The organism is Streptomyces sp. NPDC110618 (assembly GCF_055657065.1).
This window is the reverse complement of record NZ_JBVKBN010000002.1, coordinates 347337-368075: the sequence shown is the minus strand read 5'-3', so window position 1 is coordinate 368075 and position 20739 is coordinate 347337. Positions and strand designations below refer to the sequence as shown.

Sequence of the window (20739 nt, the reverse complement as noted above, 5' to 3'; positions counted from 1 at the left end):
AAGGGGTTGTGCACGACGTGTGACGCCCTACCCGCGTATGCGCGACATGTGTGACACAAGGGGGGCTTTTGTGACAGAGGTGACGCATGGAGGCGCACGGGGAGCACGAGGGAAGCGTGAGGGGCGCGGATCGGCCGTTCTCGTCCGAATGTCTGGACAAAATATTGACAGGGCTCCCGGCGCGGGACTACAAAGCCGGGGAGAGCCGATACGAAGGGAACGCGATGGCGTACGACCTGATCACCATGGGGCGGATCGGAGTGGACCTCTATCCGTTGCAGACCGGCGTCCCCCTGCCGCAGGTCACCTCCTTCGGCAAGTTCCTCGGCGGATCGGCGGCCAATGTCGCGGTCGCCGCCGCCCGTCTGGGCCGGAACACCGCCGTCATCACCCGCACCGGGGACGACCCGTTCGGTACCTACCTGCACGAGGCGCTGCGGGACTTCGGCGTCGACGACCGCTGGGTCACCCCGGTGCCCGGGCTGCCCACGCCGGTCACCTTCTGCGAGGTGTTCCCGCCGGACGACTTCCCGCTGTACTTCTACCGCCGCCCCAAGGCGCCGGACCTGGAGATCGACGCCCACGAGCTCGACCTCGACGCCGTCCGCGAGGCCCGTATCTTCTGGATGACCGGCACCGGCCTGAGCGAGGAACCGAGCCGCACGGCCACCCTCGCCGCCCTCGCCCACCGCGCCAAGTCCGGCATCACGGTCTTCGACCTGGACTGGCGCCCGATGTTCTGGTCCGACCCCGACCAGGCCCGCCCCTTCTACCGCGAGGCCCTCAGGCACACCACCGTCGCCGTCGGCAACCTCGACGAGGTGGAGGTCGCCACCGGAGTCCGCGAACCGCACGCCGCGGCCCGCGCCCTGCTGGACGCCGGGGTCGAGCTGGCCGTGGTCAAGCAGGGCCCCAAGGGCGTCCTGGCGGTCAACCGCGAGGGCGAGCAGGCCGAGGTCCCACCGCTGCCGGTGACCGTCCTCAACGGCCTCGGCGCCGGTGACGCCTTCGGCGGCTCCCTGTGCCACGGCCTGCTGCACGGCTGGGACCTGGAGACGGTCATGCGCCAGTCCAACGCCGCCGGCGCCATCGTCGCCTCCCGCCTGGAATGCTCCTCGGCCATGCCGACGCAGGAGGAGGTGACGGCGGCACTGACGGCGGGCGCCGTACTGACCGATACGCCCCTCAACTCCCAGGCCGCCCGGCAGGCCGATGGCGAGGCCGCAAAGTGACCGTGGACATCGCGGAGCTGATCCGCACCCGCACCCGCCACCCCGAGGCCGTCGCCGAGGCGGCCGCCCGCCGCAAGCGCCGCCCCCTGCTCGGGGACACCGGCCGGCTGATGATCGTCGCCGCCGACCACCCCGCCCGCGGCGCGCTCGGCGTCGGCGACCGCAAGTTCGCCATGGCCAACCGCGCCGACCTCCTCGAACGGCTGTGCCTGGCCCTGTCCCGCCCCGGCGTGGACGGCGTCCTCGCCACCGCCGACATCCTCGACGACCTGCTGCTGCTCGGCGCCCTCGACGACCGGGTCGTCATGGGCTCGATGAACCGTGGCGGCCTGCAGGGCGCCAGCTTCGAACTCGACGACCGCTTCACCGGCCACCGCCCCGAGGACATCCAGCGCCTCGGCTTCGACGCCGGAAAACTGCTGCTGCGCATCGACTACGACGACCCGGGCTCCCTGAACACCCTGGAGTCCACCGCGCACGCCGTCGACGACATGGCCGCCCGCCAACTGCCCGTCTTCGTCGAGCCGTTCATCAGCCGCCGCGCGCCCGACGGCAAGCTGCGCAACGACCTCTCCGCCGAGGCCGTCACCCGCTCCATCGCCATCGCCTCCGGCCTGGGCGGCAGTTCGGCCTACACCTGGCTCAAGGTCCCGGTCACCGACAACCCGGACGACATGGCCCAGGTGATGGAGACCTCGACCCTGCCCGCCGTGCTCCTCGGCGGCGACGTCGGGGACGACCAGGACGCCGCCTACGAGAAGTGGCGCGGCGCCCTCCAACTGCCCACCGTCTGCGGCCTGGTGGTCGGCCGTTCGCTGCTGTACCCGGCGGACGGCGATGTGGCCGCCGCCGTGGACACCGCCGTAGGACTGCTGTGAGGGCCGCATGAACAACGAGTTGTACGTGCCGAGGGGCAGCACCGCCGACGCCGAACACGTCCTCGCCATCGAACCGAAGCGTGCCGGGTGGACGTACTCAAGTCTGCGGATCGTCGAACTGGAACCGGGCGGCAGCCACAGCTTCGCCACCGGGGACAGCGAATGGATCGTGCTGCCGTTGAACGGCGGTTGTACCGTGCGTGCAGCACAACAGGAGTTCCAACTCCTGGGCCGGGAGAGCGTCTTCGCGTCGGTCACCGACTTCGCGTACGTCCCCCGGGACACCCAGGCACAGATCGCCTCCGGCGCGGGTGGCCGCTTTGCTTTGGCAGGAGCAAGGTGCGAGCGACGACTCCCCGCCCGCTACGGCCCCGCGCCGGAGGTTCCCACGGAGGAGCGAGGCAGCGGCAACCGGCTGCGGCACGTGCGCAACTTCGCCTCCGCCGACGCCTTCGAGTGCGACCGGCTCATCGCCGTCGAGGTCATCACCCCCGGCGGCAACTGGTCCTCGTACCCGCCGCACAAGCACGACGAGCACCGGCCGGGCGAGGAGGCGGAGCTGGAGGAGATCTACTACTTCGAGATCGACGGCCCGCACGGCTTCGGCTACCAGCGCGTCTCCCCGTCCCGCGAGGGCGGCGCCGACGTGCTCGCCGAGGTCCGCTCGGGTGACGCCGTCCTCGTACCCGACGGCTGGCACGGCCCGTCGATCGCCCAGCCCGGCCACGACATGTACTACCTGAACGTGATGGCGGGCCCGGGGGAGACCCGGGAATGGCGGATCTGCTTCCACCCGGACCACACGGAGGGCTACCGATGACGATCAGGCTGACCGTGGCGCAGGCGCTCGTCCGCTTCCTCGCCGCGCAGTACACCGAACGCGACGGCGTACGGCACCGGCTGATCGGCGCGACCTGGGGCATCTTCGGCCACGGCAACGTCGCCGGACTCGGCCAGGCGCTGGTCGAGCACGCCGACGTCATGCCGTACCACCAGGGCCGCAACGAGCAGTCCATGGTGCACGCGGCCGTCGGCTACGCCCGCCAGTCCAACCGGCTGTCCACGCACGCCGTGACCACCTCCATCGGCCCCGGCGCCACCAACCTGGTCACCGGCGCCGCCCTGGCCACCATCAACCATCTGCCGGTCCTGCTGCTGCCCGGCGACATCTTCGCCACCCGCCCCGCCGACCCGGTGCTCCAGCAGCTCGAAGTGCCGCACGCCGGCGACATCAGCGTCAACGACTGTCTGCGCCCGGTGTCGAAGTACTTCGACCGGATCACCCGCCCCGAGGCCCTGATCCCGGCCGCCCTCCAGGCCGTACGGGTGCTCACCGACCCCGTGGAGACCGGCGCCGTCACCCTCGCCCTGCCACAGGACGTGCAGGCGGAGGCGTACGACTGGCCGGAGGAGTTCTTCGCCGAGCGCGTCTGGACGGTCCGCCGCCCCGGCGCCGACCCGACGGAGCTCGCCGAGGCCGTCAACGCCATCCGCGCGGCACAGCGCCCCCTCCTCATCGCGGGCGGCGGCGTCCACCACAGCCGCGCCGAGGAGGCCCTCGCCGAGTTCGCCGCCGTCACCGGCATCCCGGTCGCCTCCACTCAGGCAGGCAAGGGCTCGCTCCGGTACGACCACCCGCAGGACGTGGGCGGCGTCGGCCACACCGGCACCGCCACCGCCGACGAGCTGGCCCGCACCGCGGACCTGGTGATCGGCGTCGGCACCCGGTACACCGACTTCACCACCGCCTCCGGCACCCTCTTCCAGGAGCCCGGGGTCCGCTTCCTGAACCTCAACATCGCCCCCTTCGACGGGCACAAGCTCGCCGGACTGCCGCTGATCGCGGACGCCCGCAGCGGACTGCAGGAGCTGACCGAGGCGCTCCAGATGCACGGTCACCGCGTCCCCGACGCCTATGCCGCCGAGTACGCCGCCGACAAGGAGCTGTGGGAGCACCGCGTCGACGCCTGCTTCGAGGCCCCCGAGCCCGATGTACGGCCGACGCAGCCGCAGGTCATCGGCGCACTGGACGCGATCGTCGACGAGACGGACGTGATCATCAACGCCGCCGGTTCGCTCCCCGGCGACCTGCACAAGCTCTGGCGCGCCCGCTCGGCCGACCAGTACCACCTGGAGTACGGCTACTCCTGCATGGGCTACGAGATCCCGGCCGCGATCGGCGTGAAGCTGGCCGCGCCCGAGCGCAACGTCTGGGCGCTGGTCGGCGACGGCACCTATCTGATGATGCCGACCGAGATCGTCACCGCCGTGCAGGAGGGGATCGCCATCAAGATGCTGCTCGTGCAGAACCACGGGTACGCGTCCATCGGCGGTCTGTCGGAGTCCGTGGGCGGGGAGCGGTTCGGCACCGCCTACCGCTTCCCGGCCGGTGACGGCACCTACACCGGGGCCCCGCTCCCCGTCGATCTCGCCGCCAACGCGGCCAGCCTCGGCATGCGCGTCCTGCGCGCCAAGACCGTCCACGACCTGCGCGAGGCACTCGCCGAGGCGCGGGCCGCGGACACTCCCACATGTGTCTACGTGGAGACCGAAACGGCAGACACAGTGTCGGGCGCGCCCGAGGCGCAAGCCTGGTGGGATGTTCCTGTGGCCGAGACCGCGACCAGGCCTTCCGCGGTCAAGGCCCGTGAGCTGTACGAACGGCACGTGTCTGCTCGACGCCGCCATCTGTGAAGGAGTAACTGGGCATGACGAAGATCGTCAACCACTGGATCGGCGGCAAGACCGTCGAAGGCGCGTCGGGTAACTACGGCCCGGTCACCGACCCGGCCACCGGCGCCGTCACCACCAAGGTCGCGTTCGCCTCCGTCGACGAGGTCGACGCCGCCGTGGCCGCCGCCAAGGAAGCGTTCGTGACCTGGGGCCAGTCCTCGCTGGCCCAGCGCACCACGATCCTGTTCAAGTTCCGGGCCCTGCTGGACGCCAACCGGGACGCCATCGCGGAGCTGATCACCGCAGAGCACGGCAAGGTGCACTCCGACGCCCTCGGCGAGGTCGCCCGCGGCCTGGAGATCGTCGACCTGGCCTGCGGGATCAACGTGCAGCTCAAGGGCGAGCTGTCCACCCAGGTCGCCAGCCGCGTCGATGTCTCCTCGATCCGGCAGCCGCTCGGCGTCGTCGCCGGCATCACGCCGTTCAACTTCCCGGCGATGGTCCCGATGTGGATGTTCCCGATCGCCATCGCGTGCGGCAACACCTTCGTGCTGAAGCCGTCCGAGAAGGACCCCTCGGCCTCGATCAAGATCGCCGAGCTGCTCGCCGAGGCGGGCCTGCCCGACGGTGTCTTCAACGTCGTGCACGGCGACAAGGTGGCCGTGGACCGGCTGCTGGAGCACCCGGACGTCAAGGCCGTCTCCTTCGTCGGCTCGACCCCGATCGCCCGCTACATCCACACCACCGCCTCCGCGAACGGCAAGCGCGTCCAGGCGCTCGGCGGCGCCAAGAACCACATGCTGGTCCTCCCGGACGCCGACCTGGACGCCGCCGCCGACGCGGCCGTGTCCGCCGCCTACGGCTCGGCGGGCGAGCGCTGCATGGCGATCTCCGCGGTCGTGGCGGTGGGCGCGATCGGCGACGAGCTGGTGGAGAAGATCCGCGAGCGCGCCGAGAAGATCAAGATCGGTCCCGGCAACGACCCGACCTCCGAGATGGGCCCGCTGATCACCAAGGTCCACCGCGACAAGGTCGCCTCGTACGTGGAGAACGCGGCGGCCGAGGGCTGCGAGGTCGTCCTGGACGGCACCGGCTACACCGTGGACGGCTTCGAGGACGGCCACTGGATCGGTATCTCGCTGCTGGACAAGGTGCCCACCAGCGCCAAGGCCTACCAGGACGAGATCTTCGGCCCGGTGCTGTGCGTGCTGCGCGTGGACACCTACGAGGAGGGCCTGGCCCTCATCAACAACTCGCCGTTCGGCAACGGCACCGCGATCTTCACGCGGGACGGCGGCGCCGCCCGCCGCTTCCAGCTGGAGGTCGAGGCCGGCATGGTCGGCGTCAACGTGCCGATCCCGGTCCCCGTCGGCTACCACTCCTTCGGCGGCTGGAAGGACTCCCTCTTCGGCGACCACCACATCTACGGCAACGACGGGACACACTTCTACACCCGCGGCAAGGTCGTGACCACCCGCTGGCCCGACCCGGCCGACGCCCCCGCGGGCGTGGACCTGGGCTTCCCGCGCAACCACTGAGCGCAGCACGCGAAAGGGCCCGGACACCGCGGAGGTGTCCGGGCCCCGGCCGTGTCACTGGCCGTTCTGCTCCTTGACCGCCTCGGTCAGGTCCGCGGTCTGCGCGGCCGGCGGGGTGGTGATGTCCTTGGTGGCCCCGAACTTGTCGAAGTCCATGGTGACCTTCATGGTGCCCATGACCTGCTTCAGCCTCACCGGCAGGTCCTTGTCGTTGACCCAGATGTCCATGGTCATCGTGGTGGCGCCACCGGTCATGTCGCCCAGCAGACTGTCCTCGCCGCTGTAGGCGTCCTTGAACTGGCCCATGTCGTTCTGGTCCAGGACGGCGCGGTAGTGGGTGGCCTGCTGGCCGTTCACGCTCTCGCTGCCGAGGTCCTCGACGTCGCTGGCGTACTTCAGGCCCTTCAGCGAGGCCGTCGGGTTGCCGGCGCCGCTGCCGCTGTTCTTGTACGCCTGGCTGCCGCTCTCGCCGAACACGGCCGAGGAGTCGATCTTGATCCACTCCTTGCCCGCGATCGGGCCGGACGCCTGCGGGTCGACGTCGTAGTAGTAGACGCCGTCCACCAGCAGACAGTGGATGGTGGGGTCGTCCTGGAGGGCCTCCATCTGGGCGGCCTTGGTGTCCATCTGGATGTCGTAGGCCATGCCGTCGCCCCAGGAGTAGGTGCCCTCCATGGCTATCGGGGTGCCGGTGCCCAGGTCGGTCGACATGGTCACCTCGGCCGAACCCAGCTTCTCGGTGCGGTCGGTGGCGCGCGCCAGGGCGGCCATGATCTTGTCCGCGCCGCTGACCTCGGCCGCCTTCTCCGTGGTCTTCTTGGCCGCGTCCGAGCCGCACGCGGTCGTGGCCACCAGTGCCGCCGCCGCGAGCCCCACCCAGGCCGTGGTGTGCCTCAGCTTCATGTCTGTCCCCACCCGTTCACTGTGTCTTGTCTGTGTGATGAACGGACTCTAGCGGCCCCCACTGACACGTCCGTATGCCGGACCCCGGCAATTTTTTCGACCGCCGGATTGCGGTTCCCGCACACCGCCGAGCGCCGAAACGGCCGACCTGTTCTGCTGTTTACGCCACCAAGAGGCCTGCTTTGCTACGGATTTCGTAGTCAAACAACCATTGACGTGTTGTTTTCGTCGGTGTTTCCATTCCGAACCACTGCTGTCACAGTGCCACCTCCGCCCGAGCCGATCGGAACCGCCGCATGACCGACACGCTTCAGAAGTCCCCCGTCGTCGAAGACGTCCCGGCCCATGCGCCGGAGCTGAAGCGCTCCATCGGTGTCGTCGGCGGCACCCTGCTCACGCTCTCGTGCGTGACCCCGGCCTCCACCCTCTTTGTTGTGGTCCCGGACCTGTTCGGCTCGCTCGGCACCGCCACCGCCCTGACCATCGCGATCGGTTCCCTGCTCTGTGTCGCGGTGGCTTTCTGCTACTCGGAACTGGGCACGCTCGTCCCCAGCGCGGGCGGCGAGTACGCGATGGTGACCACGCTGGCGGGCCGGCTCGCGGGGTGGCTGGTATTCGTCCTCTCCCTCCTGGTCGTGATGATCGTTCCGCCCGTCATCGCGATGGGCACGGCCGGCTACCTCGCCCCGATCGTCCACCTCGACCCCGCGATGACCGGCGCCGGCGTCATGCTGCTCGCCACCCTCGCCGGCCTGCTCGACCTGCGCGCCAACGCCTGGATCACCGGCATCTTCCTGGTCCTTGAGGTGATCGCGGCCGCCGTGGTCGCCGTCCTCGGCTTCGCCCACGCCGAGCGCGGCCCGGACAGCCTCGTCTCCCTCCAGGTCGCGGGCGCCGACGGCGGCCCGGACACCGTGACCGCCATGCTGATCGTCTCCGGGCTCGCCATCGCCCTGTTCATCACCCAGGGCTTCTCCACCGCGGTCTACCTCTCCGAGGAACTGGAGAACCCGCGCAGGAACGTCGCCCGTACCGTGCTGGCCACCCTCGGCATCTCCGCGGTGATCATCCTGGTCCCGGTCGTCGGCATCACCCTCGGCGCCTCCGACCTCGCGGAGCTGACCGGCGGCGACATCGGCTCCATGGTCACCGCCTGGTCCAACTCCGCGGTCGGCACCTTCGTCAGCCTGTGCGTGGCCCTCGCGATCATCAACGCGGGCATCGTCATGGTCATCCAGAACTCACGCGTCCTGTTCGCCTCCGCCCGCGACCAGGCCTGGCCCCGGCCGGTCAACACCGCCCTCGCCAGGCTCGGCCGCTTCGGCTCCCCGTGGGTCGCCACGCTGGCGGTCGGCGTCCCCGGCGCCGCCCTCTGCTTCGTCAACCTGGACACCCTGTACGGCGTCACCGGGGTCTCGGTGACCGGCATGTACCTGCTGGTCGCGGTCGCCGCCCTGCTGTCCCGGCGCGGCGGCCACCGCAACACGCCCGCGTGGCGCATGCCCCTGTGGCCCGCGACGCCCGTGCTGCTGATCGTCGTACTGGCCTACATCCTGACCCAGCAGGAGACCGAGTACCTGCTGTGGACCGGCGGCATCACCCTGGTCGCCACCCTGTACTGGGCCCTGTACCTGCGCCCCCGCCGCACCACCCGCTGGCTGGTCACCCTCCCCGAGGACGCTCAGGCATAGGCCCCGACCCCGACCACGATGTCCCGCAGCCGCTCGGCGTACAGCCGCAGGTTCTTGTGCGCGACATCCGTGTCCGGGTACCGGCAGGCGAACCACAGCCCCTCCGGCAGCCGGTTCACCCACACACAGACCTGATCCCCGTACGACACCCGGATCAGCGCGTACGCCGACTGCCCGGTCCAGTCCCCGGAACCCGGGAGCGGCCGGGCGTCGACGTACGACACGATCGAGTACAGGTCGGGCGAGGTGGGCCGGAAGTCGGCGCCCAGCAGCTTCAGCACCCGCGCCAGCGGCATCCGGGCGAGCGGCCGCGCCGCCTGCAACTGCGCCCGCACCAGCCGCAGTGCCGTCGGCAGATCCGGCGCCGGGTCCAGCGGCACCTCGATCGGCGCGCCCCCGACGTACCAGCCCACCGACTCCGACCAGCGCGAGCGGACCCGGGTGTGGAACGGCACCACCGTGCGGTAGACGGACTGCCCGCCGATCTCCCGCACGATCAGCGCCGTGGCCGCGAGCAGCCCGACCAGACTGCCGCCGTACGGCCTGCAGTACGCCTCGAACGCGGCGGCCGACTCCGCGTCCACCAGCGGCTCGCCCATCAGCTTCTGCTCGGGCAGCGGACCGCCCGCGTCGAGCCCGAGGTCGACCGGGAAGGCGGGCAGGGTGCCGTCGCAGCGGCGGATGAACTCCCGCCAGCGCGCCACGATCTCGTGACCCTCGTCGATCCGGTCCGCGTCCGCCCGCTCGATCTCGCAGAAGTCGATGTAACTGCTCACCGGGGGCCGCTGAAGCGCCCGGCCCGCCACGGCCGCCGCGTACAGCTCGTGGATCTCGGCCGGGATGCGGTGGATGGAGTAGGCGTCGACATTGGTGTGGTCGAAGGCCATGTACACGCTCGCCCCGTCCGCCCGGACGACCGCCGTATAGATCAGATTCGGCCAGGACAGGGCGTCCGCCGCCACGTCGAAACGGTTCTGGAGGTGGCGCACCAGCTCCGCCGGGTCCGTGAAGTCGCCGACCACCTCCTGGTGCAGCGCCACCTCCCCGGGGTCGAGGGTGAACCGGCGCAGCGCTTCGCCGTCCGTCCGGAAGCCGCTGCGCAGCGTTTCGTGCCGCACCGTCCACTCGCGCAGCGCCGACTGCAGCGCGTCCAGGTCGACCGGGCCCGGCACGTCGAACGCGGCGCCCAGCCAGGTCGGTACGAAGAGTCCACCCTCGCGCACGGTCCGGGCGGTCCTGATGTGGGACTCCTGGATGTACGCCGGCGGCCGGGTGTCCTCCGGCAGCAGCGCGGCTCTGGCGACGGTCGCCGGACTGAGCGTCCACTCGACGAGCCGGCCCGGCCGGACCTCGCAGCGCTGGATGTCGGTGATGCGCACAGGGCGTCTCCGTTCACAGTGGGGGGATCTTGCATCCTCCGCCGCCACCGGAAGCGGGGTGTGTGGTTCCGCCCGGTTTCAGTGGATCGGGTGGCGCCTCGAACAGCGGTCCTCGTACGACGGGTGCGGTATGCGCGGGGGTCCGCGTACACCCCTGGGAGGTGGGCGGGTTCGGCCTTCGGTCGACAACTTGCCGACAGGTTCACCCCGTACGGTTGAAGCATGGATCTTCGACTGCGCGGGCCGCTGCGGCGGCCCCGGCGTCTGCTGGCCGCCGGGGCCGCCGTTCTCGTGCTCGCCGGCGCCGGTACGTGGACGGCCGTCGCCTCCGACGACGGGCCCGCGGTGCGCCGCGCGGACCGGGTGATGGCGGTGAACGGCGTACGCCTGGACACCTCGTACTTCACCACCGACGCCGACGGGCCCCGCCCGGCCGTCCTGCTCGGCCACGGCTTCGGCGGCAGCAAGGACGACGTCCGCGAGCAGGCCGAGGAGCTGGTCGCCGACGGATACGCGGTGCTCACCTGGTCGGCCCGCGGCCACGGCCAATCCACCGGCAAGGTCGGCCTGAACGGCCCGAAGACCGAGGTCGCCGACGTAAGCAAGCTGATCGACTGGCTCGCGCGCCGCCCCGAGGTGCTGCTCGACAAGCCCGGAGACCCGCGTATCGGCATGGCGGGCGCCTCCTACGGCGGCGCGATCAGCCTGCTCGGCGCCGGGTACGACGACCGCGTCGACGCCATCGCCCCCGCGATCACGTACTGGAACTTGGCGGACGCCCTGTTCCCGAACGGCGTCTTCAAGAAGCTGTGGGCGGGCATCTTCGTCAACTCCGCGGGCGGCTGCGAGCGGTTCGAGGCGAGCCTGTGCCGGATGTACGAGCGGGTCGCCGAGTCCGGCACCCCGGACGCCGCCGCCCGCGCACTGCTGGAGGAGCGCTCGCCGTCCGCCGTCGCCGGGAACATCAAGGTCCCCACGCTGCTGGTGCAGGGCCGCTCCGACTCCCTCTTCCCGCTCGGCCAGGCGGACCGGGCGGCGAAGGCGATCGCGGCCAACGGCGCCCCCGTCGCCGTCGACTGGATCGCGGGCGGCCACGACGGCGGCGACGCGGAGACCGACCGGGTCCGGGCCCGCGTGGGGTCCTGGTTCGACCGGTACCTGAAGAAGGACACCTCCGTCGACACCGGCCCCGCCTTCCGCGTCTCGCGCACCGGCGGTGTCGACTCCACCGACGGGCAGGCCCAGTTGCGCGGCGCGAGCGCCGACACGTACCCGGGCCTGGAGAGCGGACGGCGCACCGTCGCCCTGACCGGCCGCGAGCAGCGCCTGGCCAACCCGCCCGGCGCCAACCCGCCCGCCGTCTCCGCCCTGCCCGGCCTGGGCGGCGGGGGCCTCGCCCAGCTCTCCTCCCTCGGCGTGGGCGTCTCCCTCGACTTCCCCGGCCAGTACGCCCGCTTCGACTCCGCCCCCGTCAAGGACGACCTGCGCGTCACCGGCTCCCCGACGGTCACCGTCCACGTGGAGTCCACCAGCAAGGACGCCGTCCTCTTCGCCAAGGTGTACGACGTCAGCGCGGACGGCACCCAGCAGGTGCTGCCCGCCCAGCTGGTCACCCCGCTGCGGGTGACGGACGCCGAGTCCGGCAAGGACGTGACGATCACGCTCCCCGCCGTCGACCACGAGATCGACAAGGGCCACCGGCTGCGCCTGGTCCTGTCCTCCACGGACCTCGGCTACGCCTCCCCGGCCGCCCCCGCCACGTACACCGTCTCCCTGCAGAGCGGCCTGTCCGTGCCCACCGCCCCCGGCGTGAGCACCGCCGCCGCCCCGCTCCCGGCATGGGTGTGGTGGCTTCCGGTGGCAGGCGTCCTGATCGCCGCGGCCCTGCTGCTGACCGCCCGGCGCCGCACCACCGCCCCCGCCCCCGCCCCGGAGCTGGCCGAAGTCCCGCTGCAGATCACCGGCTTGAGCAAGAAGTACGCGGGCGGCGACCGCTACAGCGTGCGCGAGCTGACCTTCCGTGTGGAACAGGGCCAGGTCCTCGGACTGCTCGGCCCGAACGGCGCGGGCAAGACCACCACCCTGCGCATGCTGATGGGCCTGATCCGCCCGGACGACGGCGAGATCCGCGTCTTCGGCCACGCCATCCGCCTCGGCGCCCCGGTCCTCTCCCGCGTCGGCGCCTTCGTCGAGGGCGCCGGATTCCTGCCGCACCTGTCCGGCCGGGAGAACCTGGAGCTGTACTGGGCCGCCACCGGCCGCCCCGCCGAGGACGCCCACCTGGACGAGGCGCTGGAGATCGCCGGGCTCGGCGACGCGCTGGCCCGCGCGGTGCGCACCTACTCCCAGGGCATGCGCCAGCGCCTGGCCATCGCCCAGGCCATGCTCGGCCTGCCGGACCTGCTGATCCTCGACGAGCCGACCAACGGCCTGGACCCGCCGCAGATCCGCGAGATGCGCGAGGTGATGATCCGGTACGCCGCCGCCGGACGCACGGTCATCGTCTCCAGCCATCTGCTGGCGGAGGTCGAGCAGACCTGCACCCACCTCGTGGTCATGGACCGCGGGCAATTGGTCCAGGCGGGTCCGGTCGACGAGATCGTCGGCTCCGGCGACACCCTCCTGGTCGGCACCGCCACGCCCGTGGAGGAGCCGGCCGCCGAGAAGGTGGCCGCCCTGCCCGGCGTCGCCTCGGCGGTCCGCACCGACGACGGGCTCCTCGTCCGCCTCGGCGCCGACGGCAGCGCGGAGAAGCTGGTCGCCGAACTCGTCCGGCTGGACGTGCCGGTGCGGTCCGTCGGCCCGCACCGCCGCCTGGAGGACGCCTTCCTCACCCTGATCGGAGGTTCCGCATGAGCACGCTCACCGAGGTCGCCTCCGGTTACCGGGCGGGCCGCACCCTGCCGGTGCGCGTCGAGCTGGTCCGCCAGCTCAAGCGCCGCCGCACGCTGGTGATGGGCGCGATCCTGGCCGCCCTGCCCTTCGTGCTGCTGATCGCCTTCGCGATCGGCGGCGAGCCGGAGGGCGGCGACAACCGCATCACTCTGATGGACACGGCCACCGCCTCCGGCGCCAACTTCGCCGCCGTCAGCCTGTTCGTCTCCGCGGGCTTCCTGCTGGTCATCCCGGTCGCCCTGTTCTGCGGGGACACGGTGGCGGCGGAGGCCGGCTGGTCCTCGCTGCGCTATCTGCTCGCCGCTCCCGTGCCGAGGGCCCGGCTGCTGTGGTCGAAGCTGGTGGTCGGGCTCGGCATGAGCCTCGCCGCGATGATCCTGCTGCCGGTGGTCGCCCTCGCCGTCGGCACGGCGGCCTACGGCTGGGGTCCGCTGGAGATTCCCACGGGCGGTTCGCTGGCCCCGGGCACGGCCGCCCAGCGGTTGGTGGTCGTGGTGGCGTACGTCTTCGTCTCCCAACTGGTCACCGCCGGGCTCGCGTTCTGGCTGTCGACGAAGACCGACGCTCCGCTCGGCGCGGTCGGCGGCGCGGTGGGCCTGACCATCGTCGGCAACGTCCTGGACGCCGTGACCGCCCTCGGCGACTGGCGTGACTTCCTGCCCGCGCACTGGCAGTTCGCCTGGGCGGACGCCGTACAGCCCACCCCCGAGTGGTCCGGCATGATCCAGGGCGCCGCCCTCTCGGTAACGTACGCCGTCGTCCTGTTCGCGCTGGCCTTCCGCGGTTTCGCGCGCAAGGACGTGGTGTCGTAGGTCAACGGAGGATCACCCACCGGTCTCGACGGACCCCCGTCGTGCCCACTTCGAGACCCACCCGCAACGCTTCGTAGCGCACGTTCCGCACCCTTGGCCCGTCACAGTCACAGAAGTCGACGTCAACGGACCAAGGGGGAACGGACGATGGAGCGACGACGGTGGCGGGGCGCGACCCTCGCACTCACGCTGGCGGGCCTGCTGCTCACCGGCTGCAGCGGAACGGCCGACCAGTCCGGGGAGAAGTCCTCGGACCGGCATTACGACGGCCAACCCGCTCCCGACAGCGGCCAGTACGGCGGTGAGGACTCCGGGAACTCCGAGGGCGCCGAGGACTCCTCCCGCGAGATCGCCCCGGAACCCGACCACCTGTCCACCTTCGCCCTCGACGTCGACACCGCCTCCTACGGCTACGCCCGCCGCACCCTCGCCGACGGCGACCTCCCGGACCCCTGGTCGATCCGTCCCGAGGAGTTCGTCAACAGCTTCCGCCAGGACTACGAACGCCCCGACGGCGACGGCTTCTCGGTGACCGTGGACGGCGCCCGCACCGACCGCGAGGACTGGTCGCTGCTGCGGGTGGGCCTCGCCACCCGGGAGGCGAGCAAGGAGGAACGCCCGCCCGCGGCACTGACGTTCGTCATCGACATCTCCGGCTCGATGAGCGAGCAGGGCCGCCTGGACCTGGCCCAGGAATCCCTCGGCGTCATGACGGACCGGCTGCGCGACAACGACTCGGTCGCCCTCGTCACCTTCAGCGACGAGGCCGAGACCGTGCTGCCGATGACCGAGGTGGGCGGCAACCGCGACCGCATCCACGAGGCGATCGACAGCATGGAGCCGACCTACTCCACCAACCTCGGCGCGGGCGTGCGGGAGGGCTACGCCGTGGCGGTCGACGGCCTGAAGAAGCGCGCCACCAACCGAGTGGTCCTCATCTCCGACGCCCTCGCCAACACCGGTGACACGGACGCCGAATCGATCCTTGAGTCCGTCGAGCGCGCCCGGAAGAAGTGGGGCATCACCCTGTTCGGCGTGGGCGTCGGCAGCGACTACGGCGACGCCCTGATGGAACGCCTCGCCGACCGGGGTGACGGCCACACCGTCTATGTCTCGGAGAAGGAGGAGGCCCACGAGGTCTTCAGCGAGCAACTCCCGCGCAACATCGACCTGACGGCCCGCGACGCCAAGGCCCAGGTGTCCTTCGACCCGGAGAACGTCGAGGAGTTCCGGCTGATCGGCTACGACAACCGGCGGGTGGCCGACGAGGACTTCCGCGACGACTCGGTCGACGGCGGCGAGACCGGCCCCGGCCACACGGTGACCGCCCTGTACGCCGTCCGTACCGCCCCGGATGCCCGCGGCCACCTCGCCACCGCCACCGTCCGCTGGCTCGACCCCCGCTCCCGCACCCCGCACGAGGAGTCGGCCGACCTGGAGTCGGGCACCCTGGCCGACGGCGTCTGGAGCGCCTCGCCGCGCTTCCAGGTGACCGCGGTGGCCGCCTACTTCGCGGACCGGCTGCGCCGGGGCGCCGACGAGTGGGAGTCCCTGCCGGGCGCCCCCGGCCTGGGCGAACTCGCCGGGCGCGCGGACGACTTGGCGGAGCGCACGGGTGACCGGAAGGTGGCGGAACTGGAGACGGCGATCCGGCGGGCCGACGAGATCATGTGACCACGGGCCCTTCACGTCGCGCCCATTGACCTCGGGCTACGCGTGAGTAAGTTTACTCCGAAGTAAGAACAGTGGGGACGACCACAGTTGGAGTAGGCACAGCTCACGCAAGTCCGAGCCGCACCGCCGCGACCGGGAGCCGTCATGGGCGTACGCAAGGATCTGAAGCGCGCGAAGCACCGCACCGATCTGCTGACCCGCACCCGGGTCGAGATCACCAGGGACGACGGCGGCACGGTCCGCGAGGCCCGTGTCCCGCCGCTCGCCCCGCGCCACCCCGCCGGTACCACCGCCGACATCCCCTTCACCAACGCCGTGGAGGCCCCGGAGGCGGTGGTGCTGCGCCGCAGGGAGCACGGCACCTGGCGGGCCGTCACCGCCGCCGCGTTCGCCCGCGAGGTCACCGCCCTCGCCAAGGGCCTGATCGCGGCCGGCCTGGAACCCGGCGGCCGGGTCGCGGTGATGTCCCGCACCCGCCCCGAGTGGACCCTGCTGGACTTCGCGATCTGGGCCGCGGGCGGCCAGTCCGTGCCGATCTACCCCACCTCCTCACCGGACCAGGTGGAGTGGATCGTCCGCGACTCCGGCGCCACCCAGGTGGTCACCGAGACCGCCGACAACACCACCACGGTCACCACCGGCACCGCCGCCCACCCCACCCCGCCGCGCGTCTGGGAACTGGACGCGGGCGCCGTCACCCACCTCACCGCCCTCGGCCGGGACATCCCGGACGAGGAGGTCACCAAGCGCCGCACCGCCCTGACCGGCGACAGCATCGCCACCGTCTGCTACACCTCCGGCACCACCGGCCGCCCCAAGGGCTGTGTGCTCACCCACGCCAACCTGCACGCCGAGTCCGCCAACACGGTCGAACTCCTGCTGCCGGTCTTCCGCGAGGTCACCCGCCAGACCCCGTCCACCCTCCTCTTCCTCCCGCTCGCCCACATCCTCGGCCGCAGCCTGCAGATCTCCTGTCTGATGGCCCGCATCGAGATCGGCCACTGTCCGAGCGTGAAACCCGACGAACTCCGCCCGGCGCTCAAGGAGTTCCGCCCGACCTTCCTGGTCGGCGTGCCGTACCTCTTCGAGAAGATCCACGACACCGGCCGCGCCACCGCCGAGAGGATCGGCCGCGCCGCCTCCTTCGACCGCGCCGACCGCATCGCCGTCCGCTTCGGCGAGGCCCACCTCAGCCGCTTCCTCGGCACCGGCAAGGGCCCCGGCCTCGGCCTGTACGCCGCCTGGGCCCTGTACGACCTGCTGGTCTACCGCCGCGTCCGCAAGGAACTCGGCGGCCGCCTGCGCTACGCCATCAGCGGCGGCTCCCCCCTGGACCGCGACCTCAACCTGTTCTTCTACGCCGCCGGAATCGTCGTCTACGAGGGCTACGGCCTCACCGAGACCACCGCCGCCGCCACCATCGCGCCCCCGCTCAGGCCCCGCCCCGGCACGGTCGGCCCCCCGGTCCCCGGCACCGCCGTCCGCATCGCCGACGACGGCGAGGTCCTGGTCAAGGGCGGCATCGTCTTCTCCGCGTACTGGAACAACCCGGCCGCCTCCCACGCCGTCCTGCGCGACGAGTGGTTCGCCACCGGCGACCGGGGCTCCCTCGACGAGGAGGGGTACCTCACCATCACCGGCCGCAAGAAGGACCTCATCGTCACCTCCGGCGGCAAGAACGTCTCCCCGGCCGTCCTGGAGGACCGGCTGCGCAGCCGGGCACCGATCGGGCAGTGCGTGGTCGTCGGCGACAACCGCCCCTTCGTCGCCGCGCTGATCACCCTGGACCCCGAGGCGATCGCCCACTGGCTTGCGGTCCGCAAGCTGCCCGCCGACACCCCCATGGCGGAGCTGGTGCGCGACGCGGACATCCGCGCCGCCGTCCAGAAGGCCGTCGACTACGCCAACCAGGCCGTCTCCCGCGCCGAGTCGATCCGCGCCTTCGCCCTGGTCGCGGGCGAGTTCACCGAGGAGAACGGCATGCTGACCCCGTCCCTGAAGGTCAAACGGCACACGGTGATCCGGGCCTACGAGGAGGAGATCGAGGCCCTCTACCGCCGCTGAGGCGGGCCGGGACACGAAGAAGCGGGCCACCGGGAAACCCGGTGGCCCGCCGTGGTGCGGGGAGGATCAGCTGTTGCCCGCGCCGTTGCCCGACAGGGCCGAGATGTCGTCCAGGATGTGCGACAGCGGCTCGTCGCCCTTGGCCTGGGTGGAGTTCTCGACGCACTGCTGGTTCTGCGGGGCCGACAGGATCGGCACGTCCTGGAGAACGCCGACGGCCGCGAGACCGACCAGGCCCTGCGCGTTGAGCTTCGCAGGCAGGCCGATGCAGGGCTTGTTCAGCGAACCCTGGACCAGCGAGAGCTGCGGGCTCATGTCGCCGAACGTGGCCGAGTTGCCGAACTCCTGCTTGGCGCCGTTGCCGCTGGCGGACGTGGTGCCGTTGTCGTTGCCGATGGCGAGCGCCGGGGCCGCGGTGGCCGCGGCGAGACCGGCGGCGGAGGCGGCGACAGCCGCGGTTGCCCACAGCTTCTTCATGTTCGTTCCCTTCGAAAAGCGGACTCCGGGGGAGGAGCTGCATGATCGTCAACGCCTCGACCCCCGCCGGGGTTGCGGGCTTTGCCCCGATTGGCCCAGCGCGCATTCCGCACGGCGCGCGCCCTGGGCGACCGAGTGCGCGCCCCTTGTCGCCACCCGCCCCGGAAACAGCCCGGCGGGCCACCGGGAAACCCGGTGGCCCGCCGTCGTGCCGGTCGGATCAGTCGTTGCCGGCGCCGTTGCCGGCCAGGACGGAGATGTCGTCCAGGATGTGCGACAGCGGCTCGTCGCCCTTGGCCTGGGTGGAGTTCTCGACGCACTGCTGGTTCTGCGGGGCCGACAGGATCGGCACGTCCTGCAGAACGCCGACGGCGGCGACGCCGAGGATGCCCTGGAGGTTGGCCTTCGCGGGCAGACCGATGCAGGGCTTGTTGAGCGAGCCCTGGATGAGCGCCATCTGCGGGCTCATGTTGCCGTAGGTGGCGGAGTTGCCGTACGACTGCATCGCGCCGTTGCCGCTGGCGGAGGTGGTGCCGTTGTCGTTGCCGATGGCCATGGCCGGCGAGGCGGCCCCGACGACGGAGGCGGCGACCGCGGCGGAAGCCAGAACCTTCTTGATCACTTGCTAGTTCCCTTCTGAAGAAACCCCGTCCACCGGAGCGCTCTGGTCAACTGCTGGCGGACCGCTTGGTTGCTGACATTCACTCCGATGGCCCACACGCGGGGAAATGCGCGGCGGGTACGGAACTCTGCCGCCGATCCACCGTTCCGTTAATTCCGCAAGCCCGAACGGCCCGATCGGGTGAAGGGCCGAAACCAATCCCCGCGGGCCGGGTTGATGCGAGGGCAGGAACAACGCGTCTTGCCTCAGGGTGTGTCCGGACCCACGGCGCTTCCTGCCTCAGAAAGGAAAATTGCGACATGCTGAAGAAGGCAATGGCCGCTGCCGCGGTCACCGCGTCCGTCGTCGGAGCGTCGGCCGCGGCCGCCCCCCAGGCGCTTGCCATCGGTGATGACCACGGCACCACCTCCGCCAGCGGCAACGGCGCCACCTCCGAGTTCGGCAACCAGGTGACCAAGGGCGACATGAGCCCGCAGGCCACCCTGGTCCAGGGCACAGCCAACAAGCTCTGTGCCGGTGTCCCGGTGAAGGCGAACCTCCAGGGCATCGTCGGCCTCATCGCCGCCGTCGGTGTCGCCCAGGACGTGCCGGTCCTGTCCGCCGCCCAGAACCAGCAGTGCGCCGACAACTCGACGCAGGCCAAGGGTGACGAGCCGCTGTCGCACATCCTCAGCGACATCTCCGCGCTGTCCGGAAACGGCGTGCAGAACGGCTGACGTATTTCGCCGGTCAGGCAGAACCGTCCGCCGATCCCCTTTCCCCAGGGATCGTCGGACGGTTTCGCCGTGCCCGATTACAAAAACGTGCGTGAGGGGCGCGTGTGGTTCTTCCGTGTCAATTCCGTGAAGGCGAAAGAGTGAATTGACCGGCGACTCGCGTTCCGTAGTTTCTTCGTCTGTCTATCACTCGTTCTACAGCCTGCCGGTCATGGTGCGAGCCGTTCCCGTTGCGCTCGCTCGGCCCTCGGCCGTCAACAGGGCATGACCGCAGAGAAGGGATAGTTCATGAAGAAGAGCGCTGCTGTCGTCGCGGGCGCCATCCTGGCCATGGGCATGGCCACGCCGGCGATCGCCGACTCGGGCGCGGGCGCTGTCGCCGAGCACTCCCCGGGTGTTCTGTCGGGCAACGTCGTCCAGGTCCCGATCCACATCCCGGTGAACGTCTGCGGCAACACCGTGAACGTCATCGCCCTGCTGAACCCCTCGTTCGGCAACATCTGCGTCAACGACTGACGACGCACACGCACCAGCCGCTCGGCTTGTGTCAGGGCCGGCCTTGGACACCTTCTCCGCGTTCCGAGGCCGGCTTTCCCAATTCTTCGAGCAGGAAGACAACGAGATTGCGACAGACCCTGGGTAAGGGAATGGTCGCGGCCGCTGCCGCGACAAGCATTCTGTCCCTGTGTGGCAGTTCCGCGCTGGCCGACACGAGCGCGGAGGGGAACGCCAAGGAATCGCCCGGTGTGCTGGCCGGCAACAAGATCTCGGCGCCGGTCGAGGTCCCGGTCAACGTCTGCGGCAACACCGTCGACGCGGCCTCCGCGCTCAACCCCTCCTTCGGCAACGACTGCGCCAAGGGCGCGAAGGCGTACCGCCACCACGGCGGGTACGGCGACGGCGACGGCGACTCGGGCTACGGCCACGGCGGGTACGGCGACTCCGGGTACGGCCACGGCGGATATGGCGACTCCGGGTACGGCCACGGCGGGTACGGCCACGACGGTCCCGGCTACGGCGATGACGACGAGGGCGGTTACGGAGACACGCCTCCGACGACCAGGCCGCCCACCACGAAGCCGCCGACGACGAAGCCGCCGACGACGAAGCCGCCGACGACGAAGCCGCCGACGACGAAGCCGCCGACGACGAAGCCGCCGACGACGAAGCCGCCGACGACGAAGC

17 protein-coding genes are annotated in these 20739 nt (G+C 71.0%); 13 read left to right on the top strand and 4 right to left on the bottom strand.

Translation table 11 applies throughout. The annotated features are described in order from the left end of the window. Positions 1–224: 224 nt before the first annotated feature. Genes iolC through mmsA form a run of 5 tightly spaced genes read left to right on the top strand, consistent with a single transcriptional unit; the run spans position 225 to position 6321 of the window. Positions 225–1232 carry a 5-dehydro-2-deoxygluconokinase gene (gene iolC / locus ACZ7L7_RS04710; protein WP_472074761.1) on the top strand — a complete coding sequence of 336 codons (1008 nt, stop codon included), beginning with the start codon at positions 225–227 and terminating at the stop codon, positions 1230–1232. Continuing rightward, on the top strand, positions 1229–2110 hold the full coding sequence (locus ACZ7L7_RS04705; RefSeq protein ID WP_453606024.1) for a Cgl0159 family (beta/alpha)8-fold protein: 882 nt from the start codon (positions 1229–1231) through the stop codon (positions 2108–2110). The genes iolC and ACZ7L7_RS04705 overlap by 4 nt, the downstream gene beginning before the upstream one ends. Positions 2111–2117: 7 nt before the next feature. Beyond that, the gene (gene iolB, locus ACZ7L7_RS04700) at positions 2118–2930 is read left to right on the top strand and encodes a 5-deoxy-glucuronate isomerase (RefSeq protein ID WP_285510966.1); all 813 of its coding nucleotides are present in this window, start codon (positions 2118–2120) and stop codon (positions 2928–2930) included. Continuing rightward, the gene (iolD, locus tag ACZ7L7_RS04695) at positions 2927–4804 is read left to right on the top strand and encodes a 3D-(3,5/4)-trihydroxycyclohexane-1,2-dione acylhydrolase (decyclizing) (RefSeq protein WP_472074759.1); all 1878 of its coding nucleotides are present in this window, start codon (positions 2927–2929) and stop codon (positions 4802–4804) included. Before iolB ends, iolD begins: the two co-directional genes overlap by 4 nt. A 14-nt stretch (positions 4805–4818) precedes the next feature. Then, the gene (mmsA, locus tag ACZ7L7_RS04690) at positions 4819–6321 is read left to right on the top strand and encodes a CoA-acylating methylmalonate-semialdehyde dehydrogenase (RefSeq protein ID WP_472074757.1); all 1503 of its coding nucleotides are present in this window, start codon (positions 4819–4821) and stop codon (positions 6319–6321) included. A 54-nt stretch (positions 6322–6375) separates the two neighbouring features. Here the strand turns inward: mmsA and ACZ7L7_RS04685 are convergent, their stop codons facing one another. Continuing rightward, the gene (locus ACZ7L7_RS04685) at positions 6376–7224 is read right to left on the bottom strand and encodes an SCO4651 family lipoprotein (protein ID WP_472074755.1); all 849 of its coding nucleotides are present in this window, start codon (positions 7222–7224) and stop codon (positions 6376–6378) included. A 296-nt stretch (positions 7225–7520) separates the two neighbouring features. Here ACZ7L7_RS04685 and ACZ7L7_RS04680 point away from each other — a divergent pair, with 296 nt between their 5' ends. Beyond that, the gene (locus ACZ7L7_RS04680) at positions 7521–8915 is read left to right on the top strand and encodes an APC family permease (protein ID WP_285510987.1); all 1395 of its coding nucleotides are present in this window, start codon (positions 7521–7523) and stop codon (positions 8913–8915) included. On the opposite strand, the gene ACZ7L7_RS04675 is transcribed toward ACZ7L7_RS04680, so the two are convergent. Continuing rightward, the gene (locus ACZ7L7_RS04675; protein ID WP_285510988.1) at positions 8906–10294 is read right to left on the bottom strand and encodes a condensation domain-containing protein; all 1389 of its coding nucleotides are present in this window, start codon (positions 10292–10294) and stop codon (positions 8906–8908) included. The two genes, ACZ7L7_RS04680 and ACZ7L7_RS04675, sit on opposite strands and share 10 nt — an antisense overlap. Positions 10295–10516: 222 nt before the next feature. Here ACZ7L7_RS04675 and ACZ7L7_RS04670 point away from each other — a divergent pair, with 222 nt between their 5' ends. The 4 genes from ACZ7L7_RS04670 (at position 10517) to ACZ7L7_RS04655 (ending at position 17739) form a co-directional block, all read left to right on the top strand. Then, positions 10517–13150: an alpha/beta fold hydrolase gene (locus ACZ7L7_RS04670; protein ID WP_472074753.1), complete on the top strand. Its 2634-nt coding sequence runs from the start codon at positions 10517–10519 to the stop codon at positions 13148–13150. Beyond that, positions 13147–14001 (top strand): ABC transporter permease, encoded by an 855-nt coding sequence (locus ACZ7L7_RS04665; RefSeq protein WP_453606016.1) that lies wholly within the window; start codon positions 13147–13149, stop codon positions 13999–14001. Before ACZ7L7_RS04670 ends, ACZ7L7_RS04665 begins: the two co-directional genes overlap by 4 nt. Before the next feature lie 147 nt (positions 14002–14148). Beyond that, a complete protein-coding gene (locus tag ACZ7L7_RS04660) occupies positions 14149–15675 on the top strand; it encodes a vWA domain-containing protein (RefSeq protein WP_472074751.1) in 1527 nt (508 codons plus the stop codon). A gap of 144 nt (positions 15676–15819) precedes the next feature. Next, entirely contained in the window at positions 15820–17739 is a 1920-nt protein-coding gene (locus ACZ7L7_RS04655) for an AMP-dependent synthetase/ligase (RefSeq protein ID WP_453606012.1), read from the top strand. 66 nt (positions 17740–17805) lie between these two features. On the opposite strand, the gene ACZ7L7_RS04650 is transcribed toward ACZ7L7_RS04655, so the two are convergent. Together ACZ7L7_RS04650 and ACZ7L7_RS04645 are read right to left on the bottom strand one after the other, a co-directional pair. Next, the gene (locus ACZ7L7_RS04650; RefSeq protein ID WP_093724400.1) at positions 17806–18216 is read right to left on the bottom strand and encodes a rodlin; all 411 of its coding nucleotides are present in this window, start codon (positions 18214–18216) and stop codon (positions 17806–17808) included. Between the two features lie 220 nt (positions 18217–18436). Continuing rightward, complete coding sequence (locus ACZ7L7_RS04645) at positions 18437–18838, bottom strand: rodlin (RefSeq protein WP_285510993.1); 402 nt, start codon at positions 18836–18838, stop codon at positions 18437–18439. 299 nt (positions 18839–19137) lie between these two features. Here ACZ7L7_RS04645 and ACZ7L7_RS04640 point away from each other — a divergent pair, with 299 nt between their 5' ends. From ACZ7L7_RS04640 to ACZ7L7_RS04630, 3 genes are all read left to right on the top strand, one after another. Continuing rightward, entirely contained in the window at positions 19138–19554 is a 417-nt protein-coding gene (locus tag ACZ7L7_RS04640) for a rodlin (protein ID WP_285510994.1), read from the top strand. Positions 19555–19842: 288 nt separating this feature from the next. Next, positions 19843–20070, top strand: a complete 228-nt coding sequence (locus ACZ7L7_RS04635) for a chaplin (RefSeq protein ID WP_285510995.1) — start codon at positions 19843–19845, stop codon at positions 20068–20070. 230 nt (positions 20071–20300) lie between these two features. Beyond that, positions 20301–20739 (top strand): chaplin (locus ACZ7L7_RS04630; RefSeq protein WP_471429129.1); only part of this gene is annotated, 439 nt, incomplete at its 3' end.

Excerpts from the sequence above, each read along its gene's own strand:
- iolC (WP_472074761.1), top strand. The coding sequence starts at position 225 with ATGGCGTACGACCTGATCACCATGGGGCGGATCGGAGTGGACCTCTAT.
- iolB (WP_285510966.1), top strand. The coding sequence starts at position 2,118 with ATGAACAACGAGTTGTACGTGCCGAGGGGCAGCACCGCCGACGCCGAA.
- iolD (WP_472074759.1), top strand. The coding sequence starts at position 2,927 with ATGACGATCAGGCTGACCGTGGCGCAGGCGCTCGTCCGCTTCCTCGCC.
- mmsA (WP_472074757.1), top strand. The coding sequence starts at position 4,819 with ATGACGAAGATCGTCAACCACTGGATCGGCGGCAAGACCGTCGAAGGC.
- ACZ7L7_RS04685 (WP_472074755.1), bottom strand. The coding sequence starts at position 7,224 with ATGAAGCTGAGGCACACCACGGCCTGGGTGGGGCTCGCGGCGGCGGCA.
- ACZ7L7_RS04680 (WP_285510987.1), top strand. The coding sequence starts at position 7,521 with ATGACCGACACGCTTCAGAAGTCCCCCGTCGTCGAAGACGTCCCGGCC.
- ACZ7L7_RS04670 (WP_472074753.1), top strand. The coding sequence starts at position 10,517 with ATGGATCTTCGACTGCGCGGGCCGCTGCGGCGGCCCCGGCGTCTGCTG.
- ACZ7L7_RS04665 (WP_453606016.1), top strand. The coding sequence starts at position 13,147 with ATGAGCACGCTCACCGAGGTCGCCTCCGGTTACCGGGCGGGCCGCACC.
- ACZ7L7_RS04660 (WP_472074751.1), top strand. The coding sequence starts at position 14,149 with ATGGAGCGACGACGGTGGCGGGGCGCGACCCTCGCACTCACGCTGGCG.
- ACZ7L7_RS04655 (WP_453606012.1), top strand. The coding sequence starts at position 15,820 with ATGGGCGTACGCAAGGATCTGAAGCGCGCGAAGCACCGCACCGATCTG.
- ACZ7L7_RS04650 (WP_093724400.1), bottom strand. The coding sequence starts at position 18,216 with ATGAAGAAGCTGTGGGCAACCGCGGCTGTCGCCGCCTCCGCCGCCGGT.
- ACZ7L7_RS04640 (WP_285510994.1), top strand. The coding sequence starts at position 19,138 with ATGCTGAAGAAGGCAATGGCCGCTGCCGCGGTCACCGCGTCCGTCGTC.
- ACZ7L7_RS04635 (WP_285510995.1), top strand. The coding sequence starts at position 19,843 with ATGAAGAAGAGCGCTGCTGTCGTCGCGGGCGCCATCCTGGCCATGGGC.